20 protein-coding genes and 1 pseudogene are annotated in these 22,063 nt (G+C 63.1%); 14 read left to right on the top strand and 7 right to left on the bottom strand.

Translation table 11 applies throughout. The annotated features are described in order from the left end of the window. Positions 1 to 15 precede the first annotated feature (15 nt). Entirely contained in the window at positions 16 to 834 is an 819-nt protein-coding gene (locus tag P2869_RS05605; RefSeq protein WP_017777786.1) for a helix-turn-helix domain-containing protein, read from the bottom strand. A 299-nt stretch (positions 835 to 1,133) separates the two neighbouring features. On the opposite strand from P2869_RS05605, the gene P2869_RS05610 reads away from it, so the two are divergent. The 12 genes from P2869_RS05610 (at position 1,134) to P2869_RS05665 (ending at position 13,494) form a co-directional block, all read left to right on the top strand. Beyond that, positions 1,134 to 1,493 carry a VOC family protein gene (locus P2869_RS05610; RefSeq protein WP_277597693.1) on the top strand — a complete coding sequence of 120 codons (360 nt, stop codon included), beginning with the start codon at positions 1,134 to 1,136 and terminating at the stop codon, positions 1,491 to 1,493. 31 nt (positions 1,494 to 1,524) lie between these two features. After that, on the top strand, positions 1,525 to 2,583 hold the full coding sequence (locus P2869_RS05615; protein ID WP_277597694.1) for an LLM class flavin-dependent oxidoreductase: 1,059 nt from the start codon (positions 1,525 to 1,527) through the stop codon (positions 2,581 to 2,583). Positions 2,584 to 2,585: 2 nt separating this feature from the next. Then, positions 2,586 to 3,704 (top strand): flavin reductase, encoded by a 1,119-nt coding sequence (locus tag P2869_RS05620; RefSeq protein WP_277597695.1) that lies wholly within the window; start codon positions 2,586 to 2,588, stop codon positions 3,702 to 3,704. 4 nt (positions 3,705 to 3,708) lie between these two features. Further along, positions 3,709 to 4,587 (top strand): alpha/beta hydrolase, encoded by an 879-nt coding sequence (locus P2869_RS05625; RefSeq protein ID WP_277597696.1) that lies wholly within the window; start codon positions 3,709 to 3,711, stop codon positions 4,585 to 4,587. Positions 4,588 to 4,982: 395 nt separating this feature from the next. Next, entirely contained in the window at positions 4,983 to 6,194 is a 1,212-nt protein-coding gene (locus tag P2869_RS05630; protein WP_277597697.1) for a porin, read from the top strand. A 35-nt stretch (positions 6,195 to 6,229) separates the two neighbouring features. Then, the gene (locus P2869_RS05635) at positions 6,230 to 7,669 is read left to right on the top strand and encodes an MmgE/PrpD family protein (RefSeq protein WP_277597698.1); all 1,440 of its coding nucleotides are present in this window, start codon (positions 6,230 to 6,232) and stop codon (positions 7,667 to 7,669) included. A 30-nt stretch (positions 7,670 to 7,699) separates the two neighbouring features. Then, a complete protein-coding gene (locus P2869_RS05640; protein WP_277597699.1) occupies positions 7,700 to 8,869 on the top strand; it encodes a CaiB/BaiF CoA-transferase family protein in 1,170 nt (389 codons plus the stop codon). Continuing rightward, positions 8,866 to 9,714 (top strand): MaoC family dehydratase N-terminal domain-containing protein, encoded by an 849-nt coding sequence (locus tag P2869_RS05645; protein ID WP_277597700.1) that lies wholly within the window; start codon positions 8,866 to 8,868, stop codon positions 9,712 to 9,714. Before P2869_RS05640 ends, P2869_RS05645 begins: the two co-directional genes overlap by 4 nt. A gap of 71 nt (positions 9,715 to 9,785) precedes the next feature. Beyond that, positions 9,786 to 11,168 (top strand): MFS transporter, encoded by a 1,383-nt coding sequence (locus P2869_RS05650; RefSeq protein ID WP_017777795.1) that lies wholly within the window; start codon positions 9,786 to 9,788, stop codon positions 11,166 to 11,168. After that, complete coding sequence (locus P2869_RS05655) at positions 11,165 to 12,136, top strand: 2-dehydropantoate 2-reductase (RefSeq protein ID WP_017777796.1); 972 nt, start codon at positions 11,165 to 11,167, stop codon at positions 12,134 to 12,136. The genes P2869_RS05650 and P2869_RS05655 overlap by 4 nt, the downstream gene beginning before the upstream one ends. 130 nt (positions 12,137 to 12,266) lie before the next feature. After that, complete coding sequence (locus tag P2869_RS05660) at positions 12,267 to 13,010, top strand: CoA ester lyase (RefSeq protein ID WP_277597701.1); 744 nt, start codon at positions 12,267 to 12,269, stop codon at positions 13,008 to 13,010. A gap of 112 nt (positions 13,011 to 13,122) precedes the next feature. Next, positions 13,123 to 13,494 (top strand): YciI family protein, encoded by a 372-nt coding sequence (locus P2869_RS05665; RefSeq protein ID WP_277597702.1) that lies wholly within the window; start codon positions 13,123 to 13,125, stop codon positions 13,492 to 13,494. Positions 13,495 to 13,702: 208 nt separating this feature from the next. Here P2869_RS05665 and P2869_RS05670 read toward each other — a convergent pair whose 3' ends face one another. Then, positions 13,703 to 14,296, bottom strand: coding sequence for a TetR/AcrR family transcriptional regulator (locus tag P2869_RS05670; protein WP_233411501.1), 594 nt, complete (start codon positions 14,294 to 14,296; stop codon positions 13,703 to 13,705). Between the two features lie 145 nt (positions 14,297 to 14,441). On the opposite strand from P2869_RS05670, the gene P2869_RS05675 reads away from it, so the two are divergent. Further along, positions 14,442 to 15,398, top strand: coding sequence for an NADP-dependent oxidoreductase (locus P2869_RS05675; RefSeq protein WP_277597703.1), 957 nt, complete (start codon positions 14,442 to 14,444; stop codon positions 15,396 to 15,398). 730 nt (positions 15,399 to 16,128) lie between these two features. Here P2869_RS05675 and P2869_RS05680 read toward each other — a convergent pair. Further along, a complete protein-coding gene (locus P2869_RS05680; protein WP_277597704.1) occupies positions 16,129 to 17,319 on the bottom strand; it encodes a sialidase family protein in 1,191 nt (396 codons plus the stop codon). Positions 17,320 to 18,249: 930 nt separating this feature from the next. Here P2869_RS05680 and P2869_RS05685 point away from each other — a divergent pair. Next, a pseudogene (locus P2869_RS05685) lies at positions 18,250 to 18,585 on the top strand (IS3 family transposase); the annotation flags it as partial. Between the two features lie 14 nt (positions 18,586 to 18,599). Here P2869_RS05685 and rfbB read toward each other — a convergent pair. Genes rfbB through rfbA form a run of 4 tightly spaced genes read right to left on the bottom strand, consistent with a single transcriptional unit; the run spans position 18,600 to position 22,028 of the window. Then, the gene (gene rfbB / locus P2869_RS05690; protein ID WP_277597705.1) at positions 18,600 to 19,661 is read right to left on the bottom strand and encodes a dTDP-glucose 4,6-dehydratase; all 1,062 of its coding nucleotides are present in this window, start codon (positions 19,659 to 19,661) and stop codon (positions 18,600 to 18,602) included. Next, a complete protein-coding gene (gene rfbD, locus P2869_RS05695; protein ID WP_277597706.1) occupies positions 19,658 to 20,530 on the bottom strand; it encodes a dTDP-4-dehydrorhamnose reductase in 873 nt (290 codons plus the stop codon). Before rfbD ends, rfbB begins: the two co-directional genes overlap by 4 nt. Positions 20,531 to 20,562: 32 nt before the next feature. Beyond that, positions 20,563 to 21,135, bottom strand: a complete 573-nt coding sequence (gene rfbC, locus P2869_RS05700) for a dTDP-4-dehydrorhamnose 3,5-epimerase (RefSeq protein WP_199541357.1) — start codon at positions 21,133 to 21,135, stop codon at positions 20,563 to 20,565. Continuing rightward, a complete protein-coding gene (rfbA, locus tag P2869_RS05705) occupies positions 21,132 to 22,028 on the bottom strand; it encodes a glucose-1-phosphate thymidylyltransferase RfbA (protein WP_277597707.1) in 897 nt (298 codons plus the stop codon). Before rfbA ends, rfbC begins: the two co-directional genes overlap by 4 nt. Between the last annotated feature and the right edge of the window lie 35 nt (positions 22,029 to 22,063).

Below are 22,063 nucleotides of genomic sequence, written 5' to 3' on the forward strand. Positions count from 1 at the left end.
CCGCGCGCGACCGCATCAGTTCGCCGCGTTGCTTTGCGAGCGGGGCCGACCGCCCAGCAGGGCGGTCGCCCGCGCCGCAGACTCGAGCAGGGCGACCACATGCTTCGAACCGGGCTCGAAGTCCAGCACGGTGTCGGCCCCCACGAGGCTGATGACGAACTTGACGTCGCCGGTCCAGTTGATGACCGGCGCCGCAATAGACGCGTAGCCCGCAATGTCCGAACGCCGCATGGTTGCGTAGCCGTTCGCCTGCAGTTCATGCATCACGTCCGCGTGGAATGTTTGGATCGCGTCGCCGCCTGCTTTGCGCGAGGCCAGTTCCTGTTCGAGAAACGGTCGCGTCACGGCGAGCGGCAGGCTCGCAGCGAACACCTTGCCTGCTGCCGTTGAGAGCAACGACATCAGACCCGTGCGTAGCTCGAATGCGCCGCGCTGCTGTCCTTCGAGTTTGAAGAGGCTCAACACGCCGTCGGTCGTCCACATCGTGATGGCGCCGCTGCACTGTGTGGCGTCGCGCAACTTTCCCAATTCGCCCCGCACCACGTCGAAGCCGTCGATCTGCCGCGTTGCGCTGACCCCCAGCATCAGTGCCGCCGGGCCAAGCCTGTAGTAGCCCGGTTTCTCGTCAGCCGCGGCAAGACCCGTGCGCACGAGGCTCACGAGATAGTTGTTTGCGGCACTGGGTGTCATCTCCGCGCGCGTCGCGATCTCTTTGAGCGGCAGGGCCTGCTGCGTGTTCTGCAATGCCATCAATAGCCGGAAAGCGATTTCGACGGACTGAATACCGCGCCGCTCGTTCTTTTCAACCGGTTCTGAAGTGTCTGGTTGTTCCATTTCTCGTCAATTCCAGCGAGTCGAATGCATGCGTTCGTCTAGGGATTAACCCGGGCCTCGCGCGCAAACCATGGCGCGCGCCGCGGCGCGCAACCCCTGCTCCCACAACGTTTTGCGACCGATCCCCGCATTTTTGCACGGGTTGGGCACCTGGCGCCCTTGCATTGACAGGGCGCGCGCACGGCGCATAATACAACCATACACCATGCGTTCAACAATATACCACGAACACCGACGCAAGAACAGTGCGGCCGCATCGGGCCGCGACGGCGGTCGTTTCCCAGTCAGGAGAAGCAGGCATGGCGATCCAGAAGATTCAAAGCATCTACACGGTCGTACGCGACATGGACAAGGCGCAGGCGTTTTACGAGCGTGCTTTAGGGCTCACGCTGAAGTTTCGGGACAGTTCGAAATGGCTGCAGTTCGGCGTGGGCGGCTCGAACTTCGCGCTGAGCTCCGTAGAGGAGGCCGCGCCGGGAGCGACAGGCAGCGTCGTCGTTTTCGAAGCGGACAGCGTCGACGGAATTCGGGAGCGCGTCGAAGCCGCCGGCGGCGAGTTCGTTTCGGAGCGCGACATGGGCTCGCACGGCAGGGTGCTGGTCTTTCTCGATGCCGAAAGGCAGATCTTTCAGGTTTTTTCCCGGCAGCCATCCGCGTGATAGATAGCCCGGACATCAATAAGGAATCCTCATGAAATTCGGCATTTTCGATCAAAACGACAGGAGCGGCCGTCCGCTCGCGCAGCAGTACGAAGAGCGTCTTCAGCTTGCGGAGCTGTTCGACGCCAACGGTTTCTACTGCTATCACACGAGCGAGCATCACGCGACACCGCTCAGCACGACGCCGTCGCAGAATGTGCTGATGTCGGCTATCGCGCAGCGCACCCGCCATCTCCGGCTCTGTCCGCTCGTTTATCTGCTGCCGATTCATCATCCGGTGCGACTGGCGGAAGAAATCTGCATGCTCGATCACCTGAGCCACGGCCGCTTCCAGTTCGGCATTGGCCGCGGCGCGTCTCCGCATGAACTCGCGGCAATGGGCATCGATGCCGCGAATGCCGGGAAGATGTACGCGGAATCATTCGACGTCATCGAACGGTTCTTCACTTCGGACAGGCTGAATTTCGCGGGCCAGTTCTGGCAATTCGACGACGTCCCGGTAGAGATCAAGCCGCTGCAACATCCGCATCCGCCGGTGTGGTATGCGCTCGCGTCGCCGGATTCGACGGTGTGGCCCGCGCAACGCGGCATCAACATCGTGTGCGGCGGTCCGGTCGAACGAATCCGCGCGGTTACGGACCGTTATCGCGAAGAGTGGAGCAAGACGCACGATGCTCACGACGAGTTGCCGCTGATCGGCGTGAACCGCTACATCATCGTGGCCGATACGGACGAGGCCGCGCTCGAGATCGGTCGCAAAGCATGGCCGACATTCTTCGGCAACTTCATCCGGCTGTGGCGAAAGCACGGTACGGAACCCGTCAACGCAAAGCTGCCGCCCGACTTCGACTCGCTGCTTGCGAGCCGTCACGCGGTGGTGGGCTCGCCCGAAACGGTCACGAAGGAACTCGCCAGCCAGATCGCCGATGGTGGGCTCAACTACCTGATCGGCAGCTACGTGTTCGGCGACATGGCGCACAGCGACGTCGTGAAGTCGGTGAATCTGTTTTCCGACCATGTGATGCCGCATCTAAAAGACCTGGGGCAAGTCGCTTTGCGCCCTGTCCTCGAAGAAACGCAGCGGGTGTGACCATGAGCGATACGAGCCGGTTCGATGCGAAGGAACTGCGCCAGGTGCTCGGCTCCTTCGTGACGGGTGTCACGGTGGTCACGACCGCCGATGCCGAGGGCAAGCGCTATGGTGTGACGGCCAATTCGTTCAGCTCGGTATCGCTCGATCCGCCGCTGGTGCTGTGGAGTCAGGCGACGAAATCGCCGAGTCATGCGGTCTTTCTCGAAGCGCCGCGCTTCGCGATCAACATTCTTGCCGAGGACCAGATTGAGTTGTCGAATCGCTTCGCGTCATCGGGCATCGACAAGTTCGCAAACGTCGAGACCGACAGCGGCAAGGGCGGGGTGGCGCTACTGCGCGGCTGTTGCGCATGGCTGGAGTGCAAAGTCGTGTCGCGGCTGCCGGGCGGCGACCACGTGATTTTCGTCGGAGAGATCGAGGCGTTCCGCCGCACGGCCCGCAAGCCGCTCGTATTCGGCGGAGGTCAGTATCTGGTTGCCGATCCGCACGATTTCGGCAAGCCGCCGCCAGGCATCTCGACGACCGTGCAGTCACAGTTGCACGCGATGCGGCTCGGCGCGCGCGCCATGGCGCGTCTTGCGAAAGACTTCGATCAGACACTCGCGCTCGCCGTATGGGGCAATCATGGACCGACTATCGTCGCGTGGGAGCCGTCGTCGGAGCCCGTCAGCCCGCAACTGCCGGTGGGACTCACGCTGCCCGTGATGTCGACGGCGACCGGCGTTGCGCTCGCGGCTTATCTGCCGCCGGAAGCGACGAACCGCTTTGTCGGCGCCGAACTGATTGCCGCTTCGGCGGGCGAAGTGGACTGGCCGGCCACGCCGCAGGCGTGGGCCGACGAACTGGCAAGCGTGCGCCTGCACGGGCTCGCGAGGCGTACGCCCGGAGCGTTCTACGGCGCGCACACGATCATCCACGCATTGAGCGCACCGGTGCGCGGCGCGGATGGCACAGCGGTGCTCGCGATAACGGCGGTAGGCGACGCGGCGCGCTTCGAGCCGGAATTCGACAGCCCGTTTGCCCGCGCGCTGCGCTCGACCGCAGCCGATCTGTCGCGTCGGCTGGGCTACGTCGGTCAGACGGAATCGCCGGATCTTGCACACGCCGCCGAGGGTTGATGCGATGCCGAACCTCTCTTCTGCCGATCTCGCCTTGCTCGAGGCCGATCTTCCGCCCCCGATGCGCGTGGAGGTCGACTCTGACCGTTATGCGACGGAACGTGGTTATGTCGAACTGCGCGCAAGCGGGCCGGCTCGCGCGCCGGTGATCGTGTGCCTGCACGGCATCGGCTCGAACTCCGCAGGCTATCGCGCGCAGCTCGCGGGTCTGTCCCACCGGTTTCGCGTCATTGCCTGGAATGCGCCGGGCTTTGGCGCCAGTACGCCGCTCGCCGTGGCCGAGCCCCACGCCGACGACTACGCCGACGTGCTTCTGAGTCTGCTCGACCAGTTGCAGTGCACGCGCATGGCCGCGTTGGTCGGCAGCTCGTGGGGAAGCGTGATCGCGATGGCGTTCGCTGCGCGCTACCCGCATCGGCTCGGGCGGCTCGTGCTCGCGGCACCCAATACGGGGCGTGGCCGTTTGGCGGGCACGACAAGGGACGAAGCGCTCGCACGCATGCTCGATTCGGGTAGGACACCTGATGGAGCGTCACGCGCAGCGGTGGTTGCTCGCCTGCTCCCGGCCGATGCGCCGTCGCAAGTACGGGAACGGGTGGCTCAATTGCGCGATGCGGTGACGCCATGCGGATGGGCACAGGCGGTTCGAATGCTGTTCTCCGTGCACACGCCTTCTCTCGTCGGCGATATCCGATGCCCGATCGACATGCTCGCCGGTGCGCGCGACACCCTGGCTCCAGTCGAACAGCATGCGTTGCCGTTGTGCGAAGCCGCTCCCGGAATCCGGCTTCACGTGTTCGAAGACTGTGCACACATGCTGAAGCTCGAAGCCCCGACGCGCTTCAACGCCATCGTCCGCGATGCGGCTGATCGCGCAGGCTGACAGGGCAACCCTGACGGACGCCGCAACGACGTCCGCCAGACAAAACAGATGGAGACGAACGTGCAAACGGATTCGACTGCGCCTGCGCGCGGGCACGGGTGGATGGCTGCGATGTTGTGCGTCATCAATGCGGTCGCGTTCATCGACCGCACAGCGCTGCCGCTTTTGATTCAGCCGAGTCGGCAAGGTGAGTGGACTGCATTTTTCCCGTGTTCTGCGCGGTGGGCGTGATTTACCTCCTTGCTGTCTCAAGGCAATTGCACCGAGAGTCCGGGCACGAACCTGAACTGGCGCAGACCGGCTGACATGCGAAATGCGCCGTACCCGCACGGCTGGCGACTGATGGCCAATTGAACCGCGGGAAATCACAAAAAAAATCTATCTTGGAGACATGAATGAGGAAGAGACTGATAGCGGCCGGTGCGCTAGGGATGTTCGCGGCCGCCGCCCATGCGGAGTCGAGCGTGACGATCTATGGAATATACGATGCGGGCCTGCGCTACCTTCACGAGGCGAACGCCGCGGGCCAAAGTTCGGTAAGCATGGGCTCGAACGGCACGTCGACGCCGAATCGGCTCGGCTTCAAGGGCGTCGAGGAACTGGGCGGCGGGTTGAGCGCGCACTTCAACCTCGAAACGGGCTGGAACGCCGGCAACGGCGCGCTCGAATCGACAACCGGCTCACCCATCACAGGCAACCGGGCGTTGTTCCAGCGGTTGGCGATTGTCGGAATCTCGCACGCGCGCTGGGGAACGATCGACCTCGGCCAGAACTACAGCGTGGGCTGGCGCACGAGCTACGACTACGATCCGTTCAACTATCGTTATCCGACCATCGATCCAGTCAGCGCCATCGTGCCTGGCAGCAGCGTCTCGCAAGTGACCGCGGGCGTGCGTTTCCACAACGATGTTCAGTACACCGGCGTGTTCGGTCCGATCACCGTGCGGGCCGAACACGCGTTCGGTAACGTCGCGGGCGCCGTTACGGCCAATACGGCGACTGCGGGATCGCTCGCATACAAGTCAGGGCCGTTAGTGATAGCGGGCTCGTATACCACTCGCAAGATCGCGACGACGGGCGGTGTCTTCACCGGTGCGCCAGCGGTTGCGGGGCCGCCGGCCGTTGCCGGCGAGCCCACCGTCAACGCGAACACGCCCACCTATGCGGACCGCTCGTGGTCTGCGGGCGCCGCGTACAGATTCGGATCTGTACGAGTGTCAGCCGGCTACAACGACGAGCGCCTTGCCGGGGCGCTCAACAACGTCGTCGCCGGACTGCCGTTGACGCCGGCGCAAGGCGACACACGTGTGCGGGTCGGCTGGTTCGGCGCAAACTGGACTGTGTCTCCATTCTTCAATCTGGCGGCCGGCTGGTTTCGCACCCTGGTCGATACGCCGATCGCCCGGGCAGCGGGCGCCGCCTCCGGAACCAGCGGCAAAAAGGATCTGCTGATGTTCGCGGCGACCTGGTCCTTGTCGAAAACCACCTACCTGTATGGCGAAATCGATAGAACCGCGCTCTCCGGAAACCAGGTGCTCGGCTATGGCACGAAGACGACGCAGCGTCATCCGCTGGGCGTTTCAACGGGGCTTGTCGTGGCATTTTGAACCGCTGCAAGAGACACATTTTTGAAGGAACGGTTATGACTGATGTGCTGAAAGGGTTGTCGCGCTTTGCCGCCGAGGCCGCGTTCGACGATCTGCCGCATGCGATCGTGCACGAAGCGAAACGTGTGCTGCTCGATTCGATCGGTTGCGCGCTCGCATCGACATCGTCGGAGAAGGGGCGGCTGTGCATCGCGCTGTCCCAGCGGCTCGGCGGCCCGGCCGAGGCGTCCATCATCGGTGTAGCAGGCAAGGTGTCGTCCTGCAACGCGGTGCTCGCGAATGGCGAACTCATCAACGCGATGGATTACGACGCGCTCGTGATTCCAGGTGGCCACGTGTCGCCCTACGTCGTACCGCCCGTGATGGCGATTGCCGAGCAGCGCAACGCTTCGGGCAAAGACCTGATCCTCGCGACGGTGCTGTCGCACGAAGTGGCGATGCGCGTTACGCGCGGCATGTCGCCGATGATCCAGGTGTTCGCCGAAGGCCCCGACGCGCAGCGCTACGAATGGACGACACCGTACGGCGGCTCACGGTTCAACGTCGGTGCTGCAGCGGGTGTCGGGCGCTTGCTCGCGCTCGACACGCAACGGATGACGCACGCGCTTGGCCTCGCAGGGCATTACACGCAGGTGCCGACGCACGGCAAGCTGTCGTACAGCGTGCCCACGTCGATGGTGAAGTACGGCACGCCGGGATGGCAGGGCACCGGCGCGATCGTCGCCTGCTATCTCGCCGAAATGGGCTACCTCGGCGACGAGACGCTGTTCGACGGCGTGAGTGGCCTATGGCGCTTCACGGGAAGCGATACCTGGATGCCGGAACGCGTGCTGCCGGGTCTGCACGACGAGTGGCTCTTCGCCGAACAGCAATACAAGCCTTATCCGTGCTGTCGCGTGCTGCACTCGAGTCTCGACCTGTTCTACCGCATGGTGGGGCTGCATGGATTCACGCCGGACGACATCGACAGCATTCGTGTGTTCGGCCCGCAGTACTGCGAAAAGCCGCATCTGCAAAACCGCATCATCCGCAGCGCAATCGACGCTCAGTTCAGTGCGGCGTACAACTTCGCGGTCGCCGCGCACGGGGTAACGATCGGCCACGAGTGGCAGGACGACGCCACGATGCACGACGCGAAAATTCTCGCGTTCATGGACAAGGTGACGTGTGAAGTACACCCGGAATACACGCGTCGGCCGCTCGCGGATCGCTTGATGAGCCTCGGTCGCATCGAAGTGAGCGCGAATGGCCGCACGTACACCGACGAGACAACGTTCGCGTACGGCACGCCACGCCCCGGCTTCGAAATGGACGATGCCGCACTGATCGGCAAATTCAGGCACAACGCGCGACGCGTGCTGACGCCGGCGCAGATCGATTCCGCCGTCGACGCACTGATGGATCTGGAGAACGTGCGCGCGGTATCCGGCTTGATGCGGCACATCGTGCCCGCGCACGGCAGCGACGCGACCTGACTCACAGAAAGCAAGGCAAGGAGAGATCACATGTCCGCATCGGCGGCAAAGCAGATAAACACGAAACCACTGGAAGGGCTTCTGGTGGTCTCCATAGAGCAGGCGCTGGCCGCGCCGCTGTGCACCGGCCGGCTCGCTGAAATGGGCGCGCGCGTCATCAAGATCGAACGCGCGGAGGGCGACTTCGCGCGCGGCTACGACGACGCGGCGAACGGCGAGTCGTCGTACTTCGTCTGGACCAATCGCGGCAAGGAGTCGCTCGTACTCGACTTCAAGCAACCGGAAGATGCGGCATTGCTCAAACGCATCGTTTCGAGGGCGGACGTCTTCGTCCAGAACCTCGCGCCCGGCGCACTCGCACGTGCCGGCCTCGACAGCGCTGCGCTGCGCAGGAGCAACCCGCGGCTCATCACGTGCGACATCACCGGTTACGGCGAAGGTGGCGCGAGCGCGCTCAAGGCCTACGACATGCTGGTGCAATGCGAGAGCGGGCTCGTGTCGATCACGGGCACGCCCGAAGGGTACGGACGCATCGGTGTGTCGATCTGCGACATCGGCGCGGGCATGAACGCCACGATCGCGGTCCTTTCGGCCTTGGCGCTGCGTGAACGAACGGGGGCGGGTACGGGCGTCGCGGTATCGCTGTTCGATGGCGCTGCCGACTGGATGACGATTCCGTACGTCCACGAAATGTATGGAAAGGGCGCGCCGACGCGGCAGGGCGTGCGGCATCCGTCGATTGCGCCCTATGGTGCCTACACGACGCGCGATGGTCGAGACATCGTGATCAGCATCCAGAACGAGCGCGAGTGGCAACAGTTTTGCGCCGTCTTTCTGCGCGCGCCCGATGTTGCGAACGACGAACGCTTCGCGACGAACAATGCACGCGTGCGAAACGGCGCCGCGCTCGATGCCGTAATCGCCAGGGCATTTGCATTGCTGGATGTCGAGCAAGTGCTGCACCGGCTGACCGAAGCCAACACGGCATTCGGACAGGTACGCTCCGTTGCGGAAATGGCGAAGCACCCGGCTCTTCGTACATGGCCGATGCAGGTGGGCGACTGCGAACTCGATCTGATTGCGCCGGCCGTGCGCGCGCCGTGGGACGCGCAGCGATTCATGCCGGCACCGCGGTTGAATCAGCAGGGAGCCGCACTACGCGAGGAGTTCGCAGACGTAGCGATAGGAGAACCGTCATGAGTCGTGTGGATATGGCGCATCTGAAGCAATGGGTCGGCAAGGAGATGTCGGATGTCGATACGTTGTCGGTTCGTCACGCGCACCTGATGGCCGCCACGCTGGGCCTTGATCCCGCCGCCCTGGTCGAAGGCGTGCCGCTGCCGCCGCTATGGCACTGGATCTACTTCCTGAGCGGCTCTCCGCCGTCGGAGCTCGGGCGCGACGGTCATCCGGCACGCGGCGGCTTCCTGCCGCCCGTGCCGCTGCCCAATCGCATGTGGGCAGGCGGCCGGCTCGAGTTTCTCGCACCGCTGCCGTTGGGCGCGAGCGTCGAGAAGCGTTCGCGGATCGTCTCTGTCGAACACAAGCAGGGGCGTAGCGGCGAACTGGTGTTCGTGACCGTACGGCATGACGTGCTACATGAAGGCCGCACCGCAATCAGCGAGCATCACGATATCGTCTACAAGGAAACGGCGCCGCCAGGCCCGCGCCCGCCTTCGGCCGCGACTGCCATGCCCGCGGCGCAGCACAGCAGGCGCTTCGAGCCTACGTCGACCACCTTGTTCCGCTATTCGGCGCTGACGTTCAACGGCCACCGTATTCATTACGACGTCGACTATTGCCGCGAGGTGGAGGGCTACAGCAACCTCGTGATTCACGGCCCGCTGCACGCGACGCTTCTGGCCATGTACGCCGAAGAGATCGCGGGCAAATCGCTCGCGACGCTCCGCTACCGCGGCATGCAGCCGAGCGTGCTCGGCACCGTGCTCACGATCAACGCACACGCGAGCGGCAGCGATGCAATGGTCTGGACGGCACTGCCGGACGGCAGCGTATCCATGCAGGCCGACGCGACGTTCGACTGACGTTCTGCTGACTTAAGCGGCGCGTGCCGTTGCGGTGCCGCGCCGGGAAATCCAATCGAGGAGACATTGCCATGAATCAGCCGACAGCCGCGAGCCTCTCGCCCGCGGCGAAACGTTCCATGTTCGGTGGAGCGTTCATGATGTTCATCGACACGTTCGATATCTATCTTCCGGCATTCATCCTGCCGGCAATCATCGGCTATTTCATACCGAAGTCGCTGCCCGAGTCGATTCAGGTCACGGTCAGCACGCTGATCTTCACCGCCACGCTGCTCGGTCGTCCGCTGGGCGGTTTGATATTCGGACATCTCAGCGACAAGTACGGACGCAAGAAGATCGCCATGCTGGTTTCGGCCGGATTTACCTTCGTCACGTTCGTGCTGTCGATCATGCCCGGCTATGCACAGTGGGGCTATGGGGCGGTGGTGCTCTTCATTCTGCTGCGGTTTCTGGACGGCATTTTTCTCGGCGGCGGCTATGCGTCTGCGCTGCCGCTCGCGCTCGAACGTTCTCCTATCCCGATGCGCGGGCTTGTCGGCGGGCTGATGGCCGCATCGGCCGTGTTTTCGGTGATCGCCATCAACGCCATCCAGTTCGTGCTGCTGCTCGTCATCTCCAGAGCGCAGTACAGCGCGTGGGGATGGCGGCTGCCTTTTCTGGCCGGCGTGTTGTTCGGGGTGGTCTATCTGTTTTATTACGCGAAGGTGCCGGAGCTGGAGTTCAAGGGCCTGCACGGCACGCGCGCCAAAAAGCAACCGCTCGGCGAGCTTCTGGGCAATCGCGCGCACGTGCGCAAGGCGGGCATTCTCTTTCTGATGATGACCGGCTACTGGTTCAGCAACCAGATGGCGCTCTCGCTGCTGCCCTCCCTGATGATGGGTTATCTGCACGTGCCGGCTTCCATCTTCACGAAATGGGCGATCGTTGCGAACGTGGCGGTGATGATTGCGGTGGTCGCGTTCGGCATCCTGAGTCAAAGGATCGGGCGGCGGCGGATGTTGATGATCTTCGGTGTCGCGATCACGTTGTCGCCTTTCCTTTATCACACGATCGTCGAATACGGCAAAGGCGCACACGACGCCGCCGGCATGGGTGTTGCGATATCTGTCTTGATGATTGTCGCAAGCGGGTCGCTCGGCGTCGTCATCACATACCTGAACGAATGCTTTCCGACGCGGATGCGCTCCACCGGCTATTCGCTTGCTTACTACCTGAGCGTGATCGTGCCGGGCCTCTACAGCTTCTGGCTGCTCGGCCTGCAGAAGTTCATGCCTTACGAGTACACCCCACTGGTGCTCGAATGCGTCGGCGGACTGCTGTTTCTGTTCAGCGCATGGGCCGGGCCCGAGACGCGTGATGTGGACCTGCTCGCTATTGCCGAGGGCCGTGCTCCGAGTCACGAGGAGAGTCAGCGCGAAGCACTGAAGCGCATCTCGGGAGAAGTCGCGCGATGAAGGTGTGTGTCTATGGAGCCGGGGCTATCGGCAGTCTGATCGCCGGGCGCCTCGCTTGCGTTTCGGGTATCGAGGTCAGCGTCGTTGCGCGCGGCGAGCAACTGGATGCGATCAGCCGGCAGGGCATACGCATTGTCGATGCCGCGGGCGAGGTCACGGCACATGTGAAGGCAACGGACAACCCCGCGTCGCTCGGTGTGCAGGACTACGTATTCCTTGCGCTGAAGCAGCATCAACTGCTAGACGTGGTGAATTCCATCGAGCCGCTCATCGGCACGCATACTTCGCTCATTCCACCGACCACCGGCATTCCTTACTGGTACTTCTACGGGCAGCCGGGCGCGCATGCCAATCGCCGCATCGACCGGCTCGATCCCGGTGGCACGCTATGGCGTGCTATCCCGCCGCAGCGTGTACTCGGTTGTGTGTTTCGCGTGGCGGCTCAAGTCGTCGCGCCGGGCGTCGTTCATCAGGACGGTAGCTACGCAAAGCTGCCACTCGGCGAGCCGGACGGTTCCGTATCGGCGCGTGTGCGGCGTCTGTCGGAAGCGATGTGCGCCGCAGGCTTCGAATCGCCTGTAGTCGACAACATCCGTAGCTGGCTCTGGATCAAGATGATCAGCAGCTTGTGCTGGAATCCGGTAGCGGCGTTGACGCTTGCTACGTGGGGCGAGCTGGCTGCGAGCCCAGGCGCCGTGGACGTCGTGCGTCGCATGATGCAGGAAGCCGATGCCGTGGCGTGCGCGCTGGGCGGGCCGCCGCCCATTGCGGTTGAAGAACGGCTGGCGGCGGCGCGCTCGGCGCCTCATCACAAGATGTCGATGTTGCAGGATCTTGAGCGAGGACGTCCGCTCGAATATCAGCCGCTCGCCGATTCGATCGAGGCCATGCGCGACATAGCCGGACTTGGCACGCCGACCATCGACAGCGTGCTGGCGCTTTTGCGTTTGCGCGCAAACAGAGGGTGAATGTCTGCGACTGTGCACCCGACGACTGTACGCATGAACCATAAGGAACGACATGACAGAACATGGCGCTGGGAAACACCGCTCCTATCTCTTTGTACCCGGAAGCAGGCCGGATCGCTTCGACCGTGCGATGAAGAGCGGCGCCGACGCGGTAATCATCGATCTGGAAGACGCGGTTGCCGCGGCGGACAAGATATCGGCCCGCCATTCTGTCGCTACCTGGGCGCGAGAAGACCGCGTGGTGTATGTCCGTGTCAATGCCCGTGACACGCCGTGGTTCGAGGAAGACGCACAGTTGAGCCGTCTGCCGGGCATCGCGGGGCTCGTGCTGCCGAAAGCAGAATGTTCCGCCGACGTAGCCGCGCTCGTCAGCGCCGCAAAGCAGCAAACGGCCGTCTTCCCGCTCATTGAAAGTGCGAAGGGCATGTGCAACGCACTTGAAATTGCGAAGGCGCCATGCGTGCGTCAGCTCATGTTCGGCACGCTCGACTTCACGCTCGATATGCAGATGGACGTGGACAACGAGGAACTCAACGGCTTTCGGGCAGAGCTCACGAAAGTCTCGCGTGTGGCCGGTATCGATGCCCCTGTCGACGGCGTAACGGTCGCGGTGCACGACGCGTTGCAACTCGAACGCGACACCAGCAACGGCAAGCGATTTGGGTTCTTCGGCAAGCTATGCATTCACCCGAAACAGGTGGTCACGGTGAACCAGGGTTATGCGCCATCGGAAAGCGACATAGCGTGGGCGCGGTGTGTGCTTGATGCGGCGCAGGACGGGAAGGGCGTCGCACTGATGATAGATGGAAGCATGGTGGACCGGCCCGTCGTGCGACGGGCGGAGCGGATCATGAAGCTTGCTTCGTCAAACTGACGTAACGTTAGGCGTTCCCAACCATCGCCGACAGCGTTCAAGCATCCAGAAGCATTGTCGATTTCCGATCGTCAGCTTCGTCGTCAGTCCATACACACTCAAGGGATCTCCTATGAAATACCTCGGCTTGGCCTACTACACCCCTGAAAGGTTTGCCGCGATGCCACCGGACGACGTCAAGGAATTGTTGAGCCGATGCCCCGCGTTGGACGAGAACATGCGTGCTACCGGCAAGGTTCTGGTTTCCGCGTCGCTTGGCGATCTGAGCGGCTGGCGTACGCTTCGCCCGCGCGGTGGCAAGACACACGTGACCGATGGACCCTACACCGAGTCGAAGGAAGTCGTGGGCGGCCTGTTCATCATCGAAGCAGATAGCCTTGACGACGCGTTGCGCATCGCGTCCATGCACCCGGCCGCCACTCTGGGCGAAGAAGGCGGATGGGCCGTCGAGCTTATTCCCATGGATTTCTACCTGCCTCGATAACAGCCACGGCGCCTGCCTCAAGAATGGGTGGGCGCCTTTCTTCACAAACACCTTTCAGGCTTCGTGAGTCATCGCGGCGGCGCCCGATGTCATTGCATCTCGGTCGAACCTGGCTGGTGACTGGCCCCCGTCGACCCGACGCTGACCTTCTGTCATCGGGCACCGAATGACAACTTCGAGGCCGATAACGACAGTCCGGGCGTGAGGACTACCGCACCCCTCTCTCGTCTCGTGGCCTCTGAGCAAACGTCACGAGATCGCTCAATTCCTTGAACGCGTGTTCGACGTGGACGCCAAGATCCGTCGACCCGTTTTCGAACCAGGCCGCAACCGCCTGCCCTAGCGTCGCCATTCCGACTTGTGCCGCGAGGCTGGCGGCCTTGTCGGACACACCACGCTGCCGGAATGCCTCCACGAGCGCCGACGTGACGGCGCGGGACTTGGTCTGTGCCCGCTCCTGCAAGGCAGGGTTGGCCGCGATGATGTACCGGCGCGGCTCGGTAAACGAGCGATTCTGGATGAAGAGTGGCTCGACCGACGGGAACGCGCGAACCAGGGCTTCCAGCGGTCCTAGATCTGGCGGAGCGCTCGCCACCGCGCTCGTCAGTGTCGAGATGAACTCGTCTTCCCCCCCGAACAGCACTTCCCGCTTATCAGGGAAATGACGAAAGAACGTGCGCTGCGTGACACCGGCCTCAGCGGCGATGTCGGCCGCCGTCGTGCCGTCGTAACCGCGGGTTTGATAGAGCTTGAGCGCCGCCTCCTGAAGGCGGCGCCGCACTTTTTCGGGATCTCTGGGCATGATTCACCAATCGTATTGTCACAAGCTGACTTTACGCGTATCGTCAGCATATGACGATACGCTATCGTTGTTCTCCGTGCGCCGCAAGCATGGGAGAGGCAACCGCGCGTCTCGCATCCACTGCCAACCGTCACGGAGAATTGCAATGTCGAGTTCCGATCCGTCAACGATGAAAGCCCTTTGGGTTCAGCGCTATGGTGCGCCGGCGGATGTCCTGCATCTGGCCGATGTTCCCGTCCCCTCACCCCGCGCGGGGCAGGTGCGTGTCCGGGTTCATGCGTGCGCTTTTAATCCGGCCGACTGGGCGGTGTGCCAGGGCTTCTTTCCGCTGCCGCCGCCGCGCGGCATCGGCTTCGACGTGGCGGGGACGGTCGATGCAATCGGGGAAGGCGTCACTGACGTCAACCTTGGCGATCCCGTCTTTGGCGTTCCCGACTATCTCGGCTATCCCACCGCCGGAGCGGCGGAATTCGCCGTCCTGAAAGTCTGGTTTGCCGTGCCGCACGGGTTGAGCCTCGAGCACGCGGCGTGTCTTCCCATGGCCGTTGAAACGGCCACCCGCAGCATCGACCTGCTTGGTCTATCGAAAGGGCAAACCATCATGATCAACGGCGGCGGGACGATGACCGGGTTCGCCGCTGTTCAGATCGCGCTGCTGCGGGGCGCCCATGTGATCGCTAGTGCCGGCGAAACGTTCGCGGATCGCTTGCGTGCGCTAGGCGCGAAAGTGACGCCCTATGGCGAAGGGATGGTCGAGCGTGTTCGCGAGATCGCGCAAGGCGCGACTGATTTCGCCTTGCATACCGCGCGTGTCCAAGGCGTGCTGCCCGACCTCATCCGGATCGTGGGCGGCGACCCTCGCCGGGTGATGAGCTTCAGCGATTTTGACGAGGGCGGCCTCGGCGTTCGCACGACAGGGCGCGAGAAGGAGGGGGTGCATCGCTACGATGTACTCGGAGACTACGCCCGGTTGGCCGCCGTCGGGCAGTTCGCCATTCCGGTCGCGCGCACGTTCACGTGGGAAGACTGGCGGGAAGCGGTCGAACTTAGCATGGCCGGTCGCGCGCACGGCAAGCTGCTCCTCATCCCCGGACCGCGTTAAACGCGCAACGGCGCCGCGACCCATCACCTGATTTGCGTCTTCGGAGGCCTGCGGCCGTCAAGCACGCAGGTCGCAGGCTCTCGTCGGGCCGTGGTCAGCCCATTTCGCAAGCAGGCCGCAGTCAAAGACTGAATTCAAGCGCTTCCCTGCTGGCAGCAGCCGAAGCAAGGAGGCTTCGTAGCATGACCCGTTGCGAGACAAGATCCTTCCGCTGAACCTCAATAGTGTCGGCGTCCCCCTGGGAGACCAACCGCAAACGAAACACACCGTGTCTCCACTCTGCGAGTGAAGCGACCGAACGCAAGACTCTTGCTCGGATGCAATTTGCAAAAGAATCGTGGGCGCAGCCTCGTCGTCTTCGAATTGGTCGAACATCGTGCCCCACGAGCTGTTGATTCGCTTCCAGAATTCCGACGCGAAGAGCCGCTCGGAGACTGCACCATCCAGTATGAAGATTGGCTCCGCGACGTCGCCGCCCGCAATATAGCAGCGCGGTGCCTGTAATCTGCGCATGAGGTAACCTCGATGTCGGAGATACCAATTGCTAACGATCCATGCGGAGGTGTCGAGCGGCCGCTTCTGGCCGACGCGGCACGTTAGACAGGTGCACCCGGCTTGAAGCCGGCGTCAACCTCGGCCTGCGACGTTGACGAGCGTCTTGTCCGCCACGGCCATCGCGATCGCTCAGAAGGGCTGGCCGATGTGCCAGCGGACATCTTCTGTTGGTCTGCTAGGGGCCAATATCCAGATGACCGACGTAGACCGTGCACCCTTTCCCAAATTTGACGCCGGGATTGTCAGGCTTTGTCGCGAGTTCCACCAATCCGCGTCCATTCGGATAGGCGAGCAGCGCTGACGAATAATTGGCGCAATTGATGTCTGTGCTTGGCGGTATGCCGCCGACTTGCACCGGTGCCGGCAACCTGGTCCAGACTCCATGTCCTTCCGAATCGGCATTCGCGAACAATACGCGCCCGTCGAGCGGGGCCTGCTTGCCGTTGCTGTCGACCAGATTCCTGCCAACTACGATGATCCGGCCACTCTCTTTCATCGAACCGGGAAGCCACGTGTTATTCGGAGCGACCTTAAAATACTCACCCTTCTCATCCTTTGGCACAAAACCCAGATACGTGGAATCGCCAAAATTCCATCCATCTGTCGAGACACGCGCATGTACAGTGCCTGAAAACCGGGGCCCCTGAACCTCGTATGTCATGAAGAACCGGCCGTTTGAAATGCGGCTGACCACGGCCATGCCTGGGCGGTCCTGCTTTACACCGCTGGCTACGGTATCTCGCTGATCTTCCCAGCCGGCGCCCTTGAAATAATTGCGCATCTGGACAAGCTTCTGGCTATGCGCAGGATCCGTCTCGTCAGACCAGAACATGACCAGTGCCCCGTCATCCGCAATCTCGAATTGAGGCTCCCAAAGGCCATGATGGAGATCGCCTCTCGCCACCGGAATGCCTTGATATTGCCAAACCCGCCCGTGGTCACCGCTTGTGAAGTAACCGATGGCAGGCGTTTTCCCCTCCAGGTACGCTGCGGCATAGACGAGGGTACCGCGCGGCAAGCTTCCAACTTGTCGGTCTAACTGAAAGAGGGTTTCGCAGCACCTGAGGGTGAGACCGTTCGACGAGGCGTCAATGGTACTGATCCGGGTCCAGGTCTTGCCGTGGTCACCACTGGAAAAGATGTCGCTTCGGGAACTCGCAACCAGATCGCCGGTGTAATGCCCCGCTTCGTTCATCACTCGTACAATCCTCGGATAGCCTGTACTTCCCGGGATAGGCGATTCTGGTGAAATGCGCACCCCAGGGGAAAACGGTGTATCGGTGCTCTCTTGCGACATTGCGATGTTGAACTGCAGATAGCCGGTCAACGCACCAAGCAACAGCAGGAAACGCAAGCTAATCCTCATCCGATGTGCTCCTATTCAAGGCAAATGAGTGCGCTCTCCCATACATGCCGACGTGCAGCCATGCTGGAGCGAGAAGGTGCTGATAGCGCATACGTGGTGAAGGATGCCCGTAAGTGAATGCCCGGGAGCGCGAATGCCTTCGCTCCCGGTGACACTGCCTCTCCGGAAATGATCTCGCGTACACGTTGCCGAAGCGCCGCTTACTGCCGGGAATCCCATCGCACGGAAAGTGATCGGCGCTGCTGCGCTTCGTTTTGCGTTCTTCGCACCTCGCCACGATGCGCAAACATGGCTGCAAGTCTGGTACTCCGACACGTTCGCGATACAGCGAGGCGCTGTGGGCGAAACCAACACCGAGCGGTACCGGTCTGGCGGTGACGCGTCCGCCTGTGCCAAAGTCAAAGTATTAGCGTCTCAACAAGCTCCAGTGATTTTGGGTCGACCTTCACTCGGAGCCGCGTCTGTTGCGAAGCGGTGGTGTAGTACGCGAAGTTAAATCGCTGACCGCTGTTCGACTTCCCGCAGATGCTCGGGACGAGCAGCAAGAAATTTCATCGCGTCAGTCGGAGCGGCTTTACCGCAGGCGCTCGGTGCGAACGTAGGCGTAAGCAACATGATCCTGATCATGGCTCGCTTCCTCGAAAGCATTCGGGGCCGCTAGAACAGCGGGTTTCAATGTCGCCGCCTTTCGCACGGAGGTGCCAGGCGACAGGGCCAAAGCAGCCCGCTGGGTGCGTTCGCGCGACCTCTCAAGTCTCGTAATCCGTGCTTCTCGTCAGACGCTCCCATGTGTCGAGATCGCGCCTCAGGTCCTCGAGCTTGGTGCGGACAAGATCGAGCGCATCGCCTCCAATGACGAGATGCAGCGGGGGCTGGTCTGATTCCAGCGCGGCGATGATGGCTTGGCTGCCCCGCACCGGATCTCCCTGCTGTTACGGCTATCGTCGAATCCGGGCGGCGTTGGGCAGGCAGCAGGTCTTTATCTCAGAGAAAGTCGTGCGACGTTTGATGCGACAGGAAGGCCTGCCCGCTGCGTCGACCAGCCGACGTCGCTATGGCTCCTATCGTGGAGAAATCACTCCCGCTCCGGAGAATCTCATCAATCGTGATTTCCGTGCAGCCGCCCCGAATCAGAAATGGCTCACTGACATCACCGAATTCCAGATCCCTGCCGGCAAGGTGCATCTGTCGCCGGTAATAGACTGCTTCGACGGGTTCGTTGTGAGCCGGTCAATCGGCACACGGCCAGATGCTGAACTCGTCAACGCCATGCCAGGTTTTTAGCCGCACCCCCGATTCATCGCCGGATCAGTCCAGGTTTTTATCCGCTCCCGATTCCACGTCAGTGTTTTGCGAATCCCGCTCTCGAAGCTCTCCTCGGGCCGCCAACCGAGTTCGTCGATGATCTTGCCGGCATCGATCGCGTAGCGCCAGTCGTGTCCGGGCCGATCGGTCACGAACTGGATCAGCCCCGCATGCGGCGCGCCATCGGGTCGGGCCTCGTCCATCAGCGCACAGATCAGTCGCACGATATCGATGTTTCGCCATTCGTTGCAGCCGCCGACGTTGTAGGTCTCGCCTGGGGCGCCGCGGCGCACGACCGTGTCGATGGCGCGGCAATGGTCGTCGACGAACAGCCAGTCGCGGATGTTCGAGCCGTTGCCGTACACCGGGATGCGCGTGCCTTCGATACAACTGCGGATGACCGTCGGGACAAATTTTTCGTCGTGCTGAAGCGGGCCGTAGTTGTTCGAGCAGTTGGTCGTCGTGACCGGCAATCCGTACGTGTGCCAGTAGGCGCGCACCAGATGATCGGAGCCGGCCTTGCTGGCCGAATACGGCGAATTGGGCGCGTAGCGCGTCGTCTCGGAAAACGGGGGATCGTCGGGCCCGAGCGTGCCGTACACCTCGTCGGTGCCGATGTGATGAAAGCGTCGTTGCGCCCGCACGGTGGCGGCGTCAAGACGCTGCTCGCCGAACCAGTACTGCCGCGCGGCTTCGAGCAGGGTCGCGGTACCCACGACGTTGGTGCGGACGAACTCGCCGGGACCTGCGATCGAGCGGTCCACGTGGCTCTCGGCGGCGAAATGGACGACCGTGTCGATTGCGTGCTCGCGCAACAAAGCATCGACCAGTTGCCTGTCGCAGATGTCGCCGACCACGAGCCGGTGCCGGTCCTCGTCCGGCAGGTCGGCAAGGTTGTCGAGCCTGCCGGCGTAGGTCAGCAGATCGAGCGTGACGATCTTCACGTGTGGATCGGTCGCCAGCAGGTAGCGGACGAAATTGGCGCCGATGAAGCCGGCGCCGCCGGTGACGAGCACGTGCTGCGGACGATGGTTCATGAGGTTCGCTTCCAGATGTCGAGCGTTTCGCTTAAACCCGCCATCCACGGCGGGGCTTCGATGCCGAGGCGCTCGCGCAGCCGGGTGCAGTCGAGCGACGAATTGGCGGGCCGCGGCGCCGGCAGCGGATACGCCGAGCTCAGGATGGGCTGAACGAGCGGCGTGCGCGCGAGCAGCCCGGCACGCTGCGCGGCGGTGAAGATGGTTTGCGCGAACCCATGCCAGGTCGTGACGGGCGTGCCGCACAAATGGTAGGTGCCAGAGGCAAGCGGCTCGCCTGCGAGATGGCGCGCGGCGATCGACAGCAAGGCGTCGGCGATGGCGCCCGCATAGGTCGGGCCGCCGTACTGGTCGGCGACGACGCGCACCACGTCGCGCTCCTGGCCAATGCGCAGCATGGTGCGCACGAAGTTGCCGCCGTACGCGCCGAATACCCACGCGACCCGCACGATCAGATGCCGGTCCGGCAGATGCGCGCGCACCGCCTGTTCGCCGGCCCATTTGCTCATGCCGTAGACGCCGAGCGGCGCTACCTCCGCAGTTTCCGCATAGGCACCGGGCGCCCGGCCGTCGAACACGTAGTCGGTCGACAGATGAAACAGGGCAATCCCGGCTTCGGCACAGGCGGCGGCGAGCGTCGCCGGCCCGTCGTGGTTCGCGCGCCAGGCGGCCTCCGGTTCGCTTTCGGCGCGATCCACCGCCGTCCAGGCGGCCGCGTTGATGACCACACTCGCGCGATGCGCGGCCAGCGCGGCGCGCACCGCGTCCATATCGGCGATATCGAGCTGCGCGCGCGACAGCCCGACCAACGCATGCTGCCCGGCACGCTGCACGAGCTCCTGGCCCACCTGGCCGCCCGCGCCCGTCACGAGGATGGTCGCAGGGATCGTCACAGGGATCGTCACGACAGGCTCCGGTAGCGCGGCAGCGAGTCGGGCGCGCGTTCGGCGAGGCGCGGATGCAGGCGGTCCTTGTCGGAGAGTTGCGGCGCGATGTCGTCGAACACGGGCCAGTCGATGCCGAGATCGGGGTCGTCCCAGCGTATGCCAGCGTCCGAGGCGGCGTCGTAGTACTGCGTGCACTTGTAGGCGAAGTCGGCAGCTTCCGAGAGCACGCAGAAGCCGTGGGCGAAGCCGGGCGGAATCCAGAGCTGCCGGTGCGACTCGTCGTCGAGGCGAGTACCGAACCATGCGCCGAAATGCGGCGAGTCGCGGCGGATGTCGACTGCCACGTCATAGACGGCGCCGCGAGCGGCGCGCACCAGCTTGCCCTGCGGATTGACGCGCTGGTAGTGCAGGCCGCGCAGCACGCCCCGCCGCGAGCGCGACTGGTTGTCCTGCACGAACGTCGCGTCGATGCCCGCTTCGCGCAGCCAGCTCTCGCGGAAGCTTTCGACAAAAAAGCCGCGCTCGTCGCCGAACACACGGGGTTCGAACAGCAGCACGCCCGGCAATGGCGTTTCGACGATCTTCATGCGACCACCTCCTTGCGCAGCACGTCGAGCAGATACTGGCCGTAGCCGTTTTTCGCGAGTCGGTGTGCCTGCGCTTCGAGTTGGTCCGCGCCGATCCAGCCCAGCCGGTAGGCAATCTCTTCGGGGCAGGCAATTTGCAGTCCCTGACGCGCCTGCATCACCTGAATGAAGTTGGCGGCGTCGAGCAACGATTCGTGTGTGCCGGTGTCGAGCCACGCATAGCCGCGACCCAGAATCTCCACATCGAGCGCGCCCCGTTCGAGGTAGGCGCGGTTCAGGTCGGTGATCTCCAGCTCGCCGCGCGCGGAAGGCCGGACGGCCTTCGCCAGTTCGACGACATCGTTGTCGTAGAAATAGAGCCCCGTCACCGCGTAGTTCGATTTCGGCTGCTTCGGCTTTTCCTCGAGGTCGATCGCGCGTCCGGTTTCGTCGAACGACACCACGCCGTAGCGCTCGGGGTCGCGCACGTAGTAGCCGAACACGGTCGCGCCCGTGGTTTTCGCGGCGGCGCGCTGCAGCAGCGACGACAGCGCGGGCCCGTGATAGATGTTGTCGCCGAGTACGAGGGTCGCCGCGTCGTGCCCGATGAACGGCGCGCCGATCACGAACGCCTGGGCGAGGCCTTCCGGACGCGGTTGCTCGGCGTACGAGAAACGCATGCCCCACTGGGCGCCGTCGCCGAGCAGTTGCTGGAACGCGCCCAGATCGCGCGGCGTGGAGATGATCAGCACTTCGCGGATGCCCGACAGCATGATCGTGCTGAGCGGGTAGTAGATCATTGGTTTGTCGTAGACGGGCATCAGCTGCTTCGATACCGAATGCGTCAGCGGATGCAGTCGGGTACCGGAGCCGCCCGCCAGAATGAGGCCTTTTCGGCCAGTCGCTGTGATCATGCTGTCCTCGCTGCCAGTAGAAGAACGTTGAGCGG

This window comes from Paraburkholderia sp. SUR17 (assembly GCF_029536165.1).
Lineage (GTDB): Bacteria > Pseudomonadota > Gammaproteobacteria > Burkholderiales > Burkholderiaceae > Paraburkholderia > Paraburkholderia kururiensis.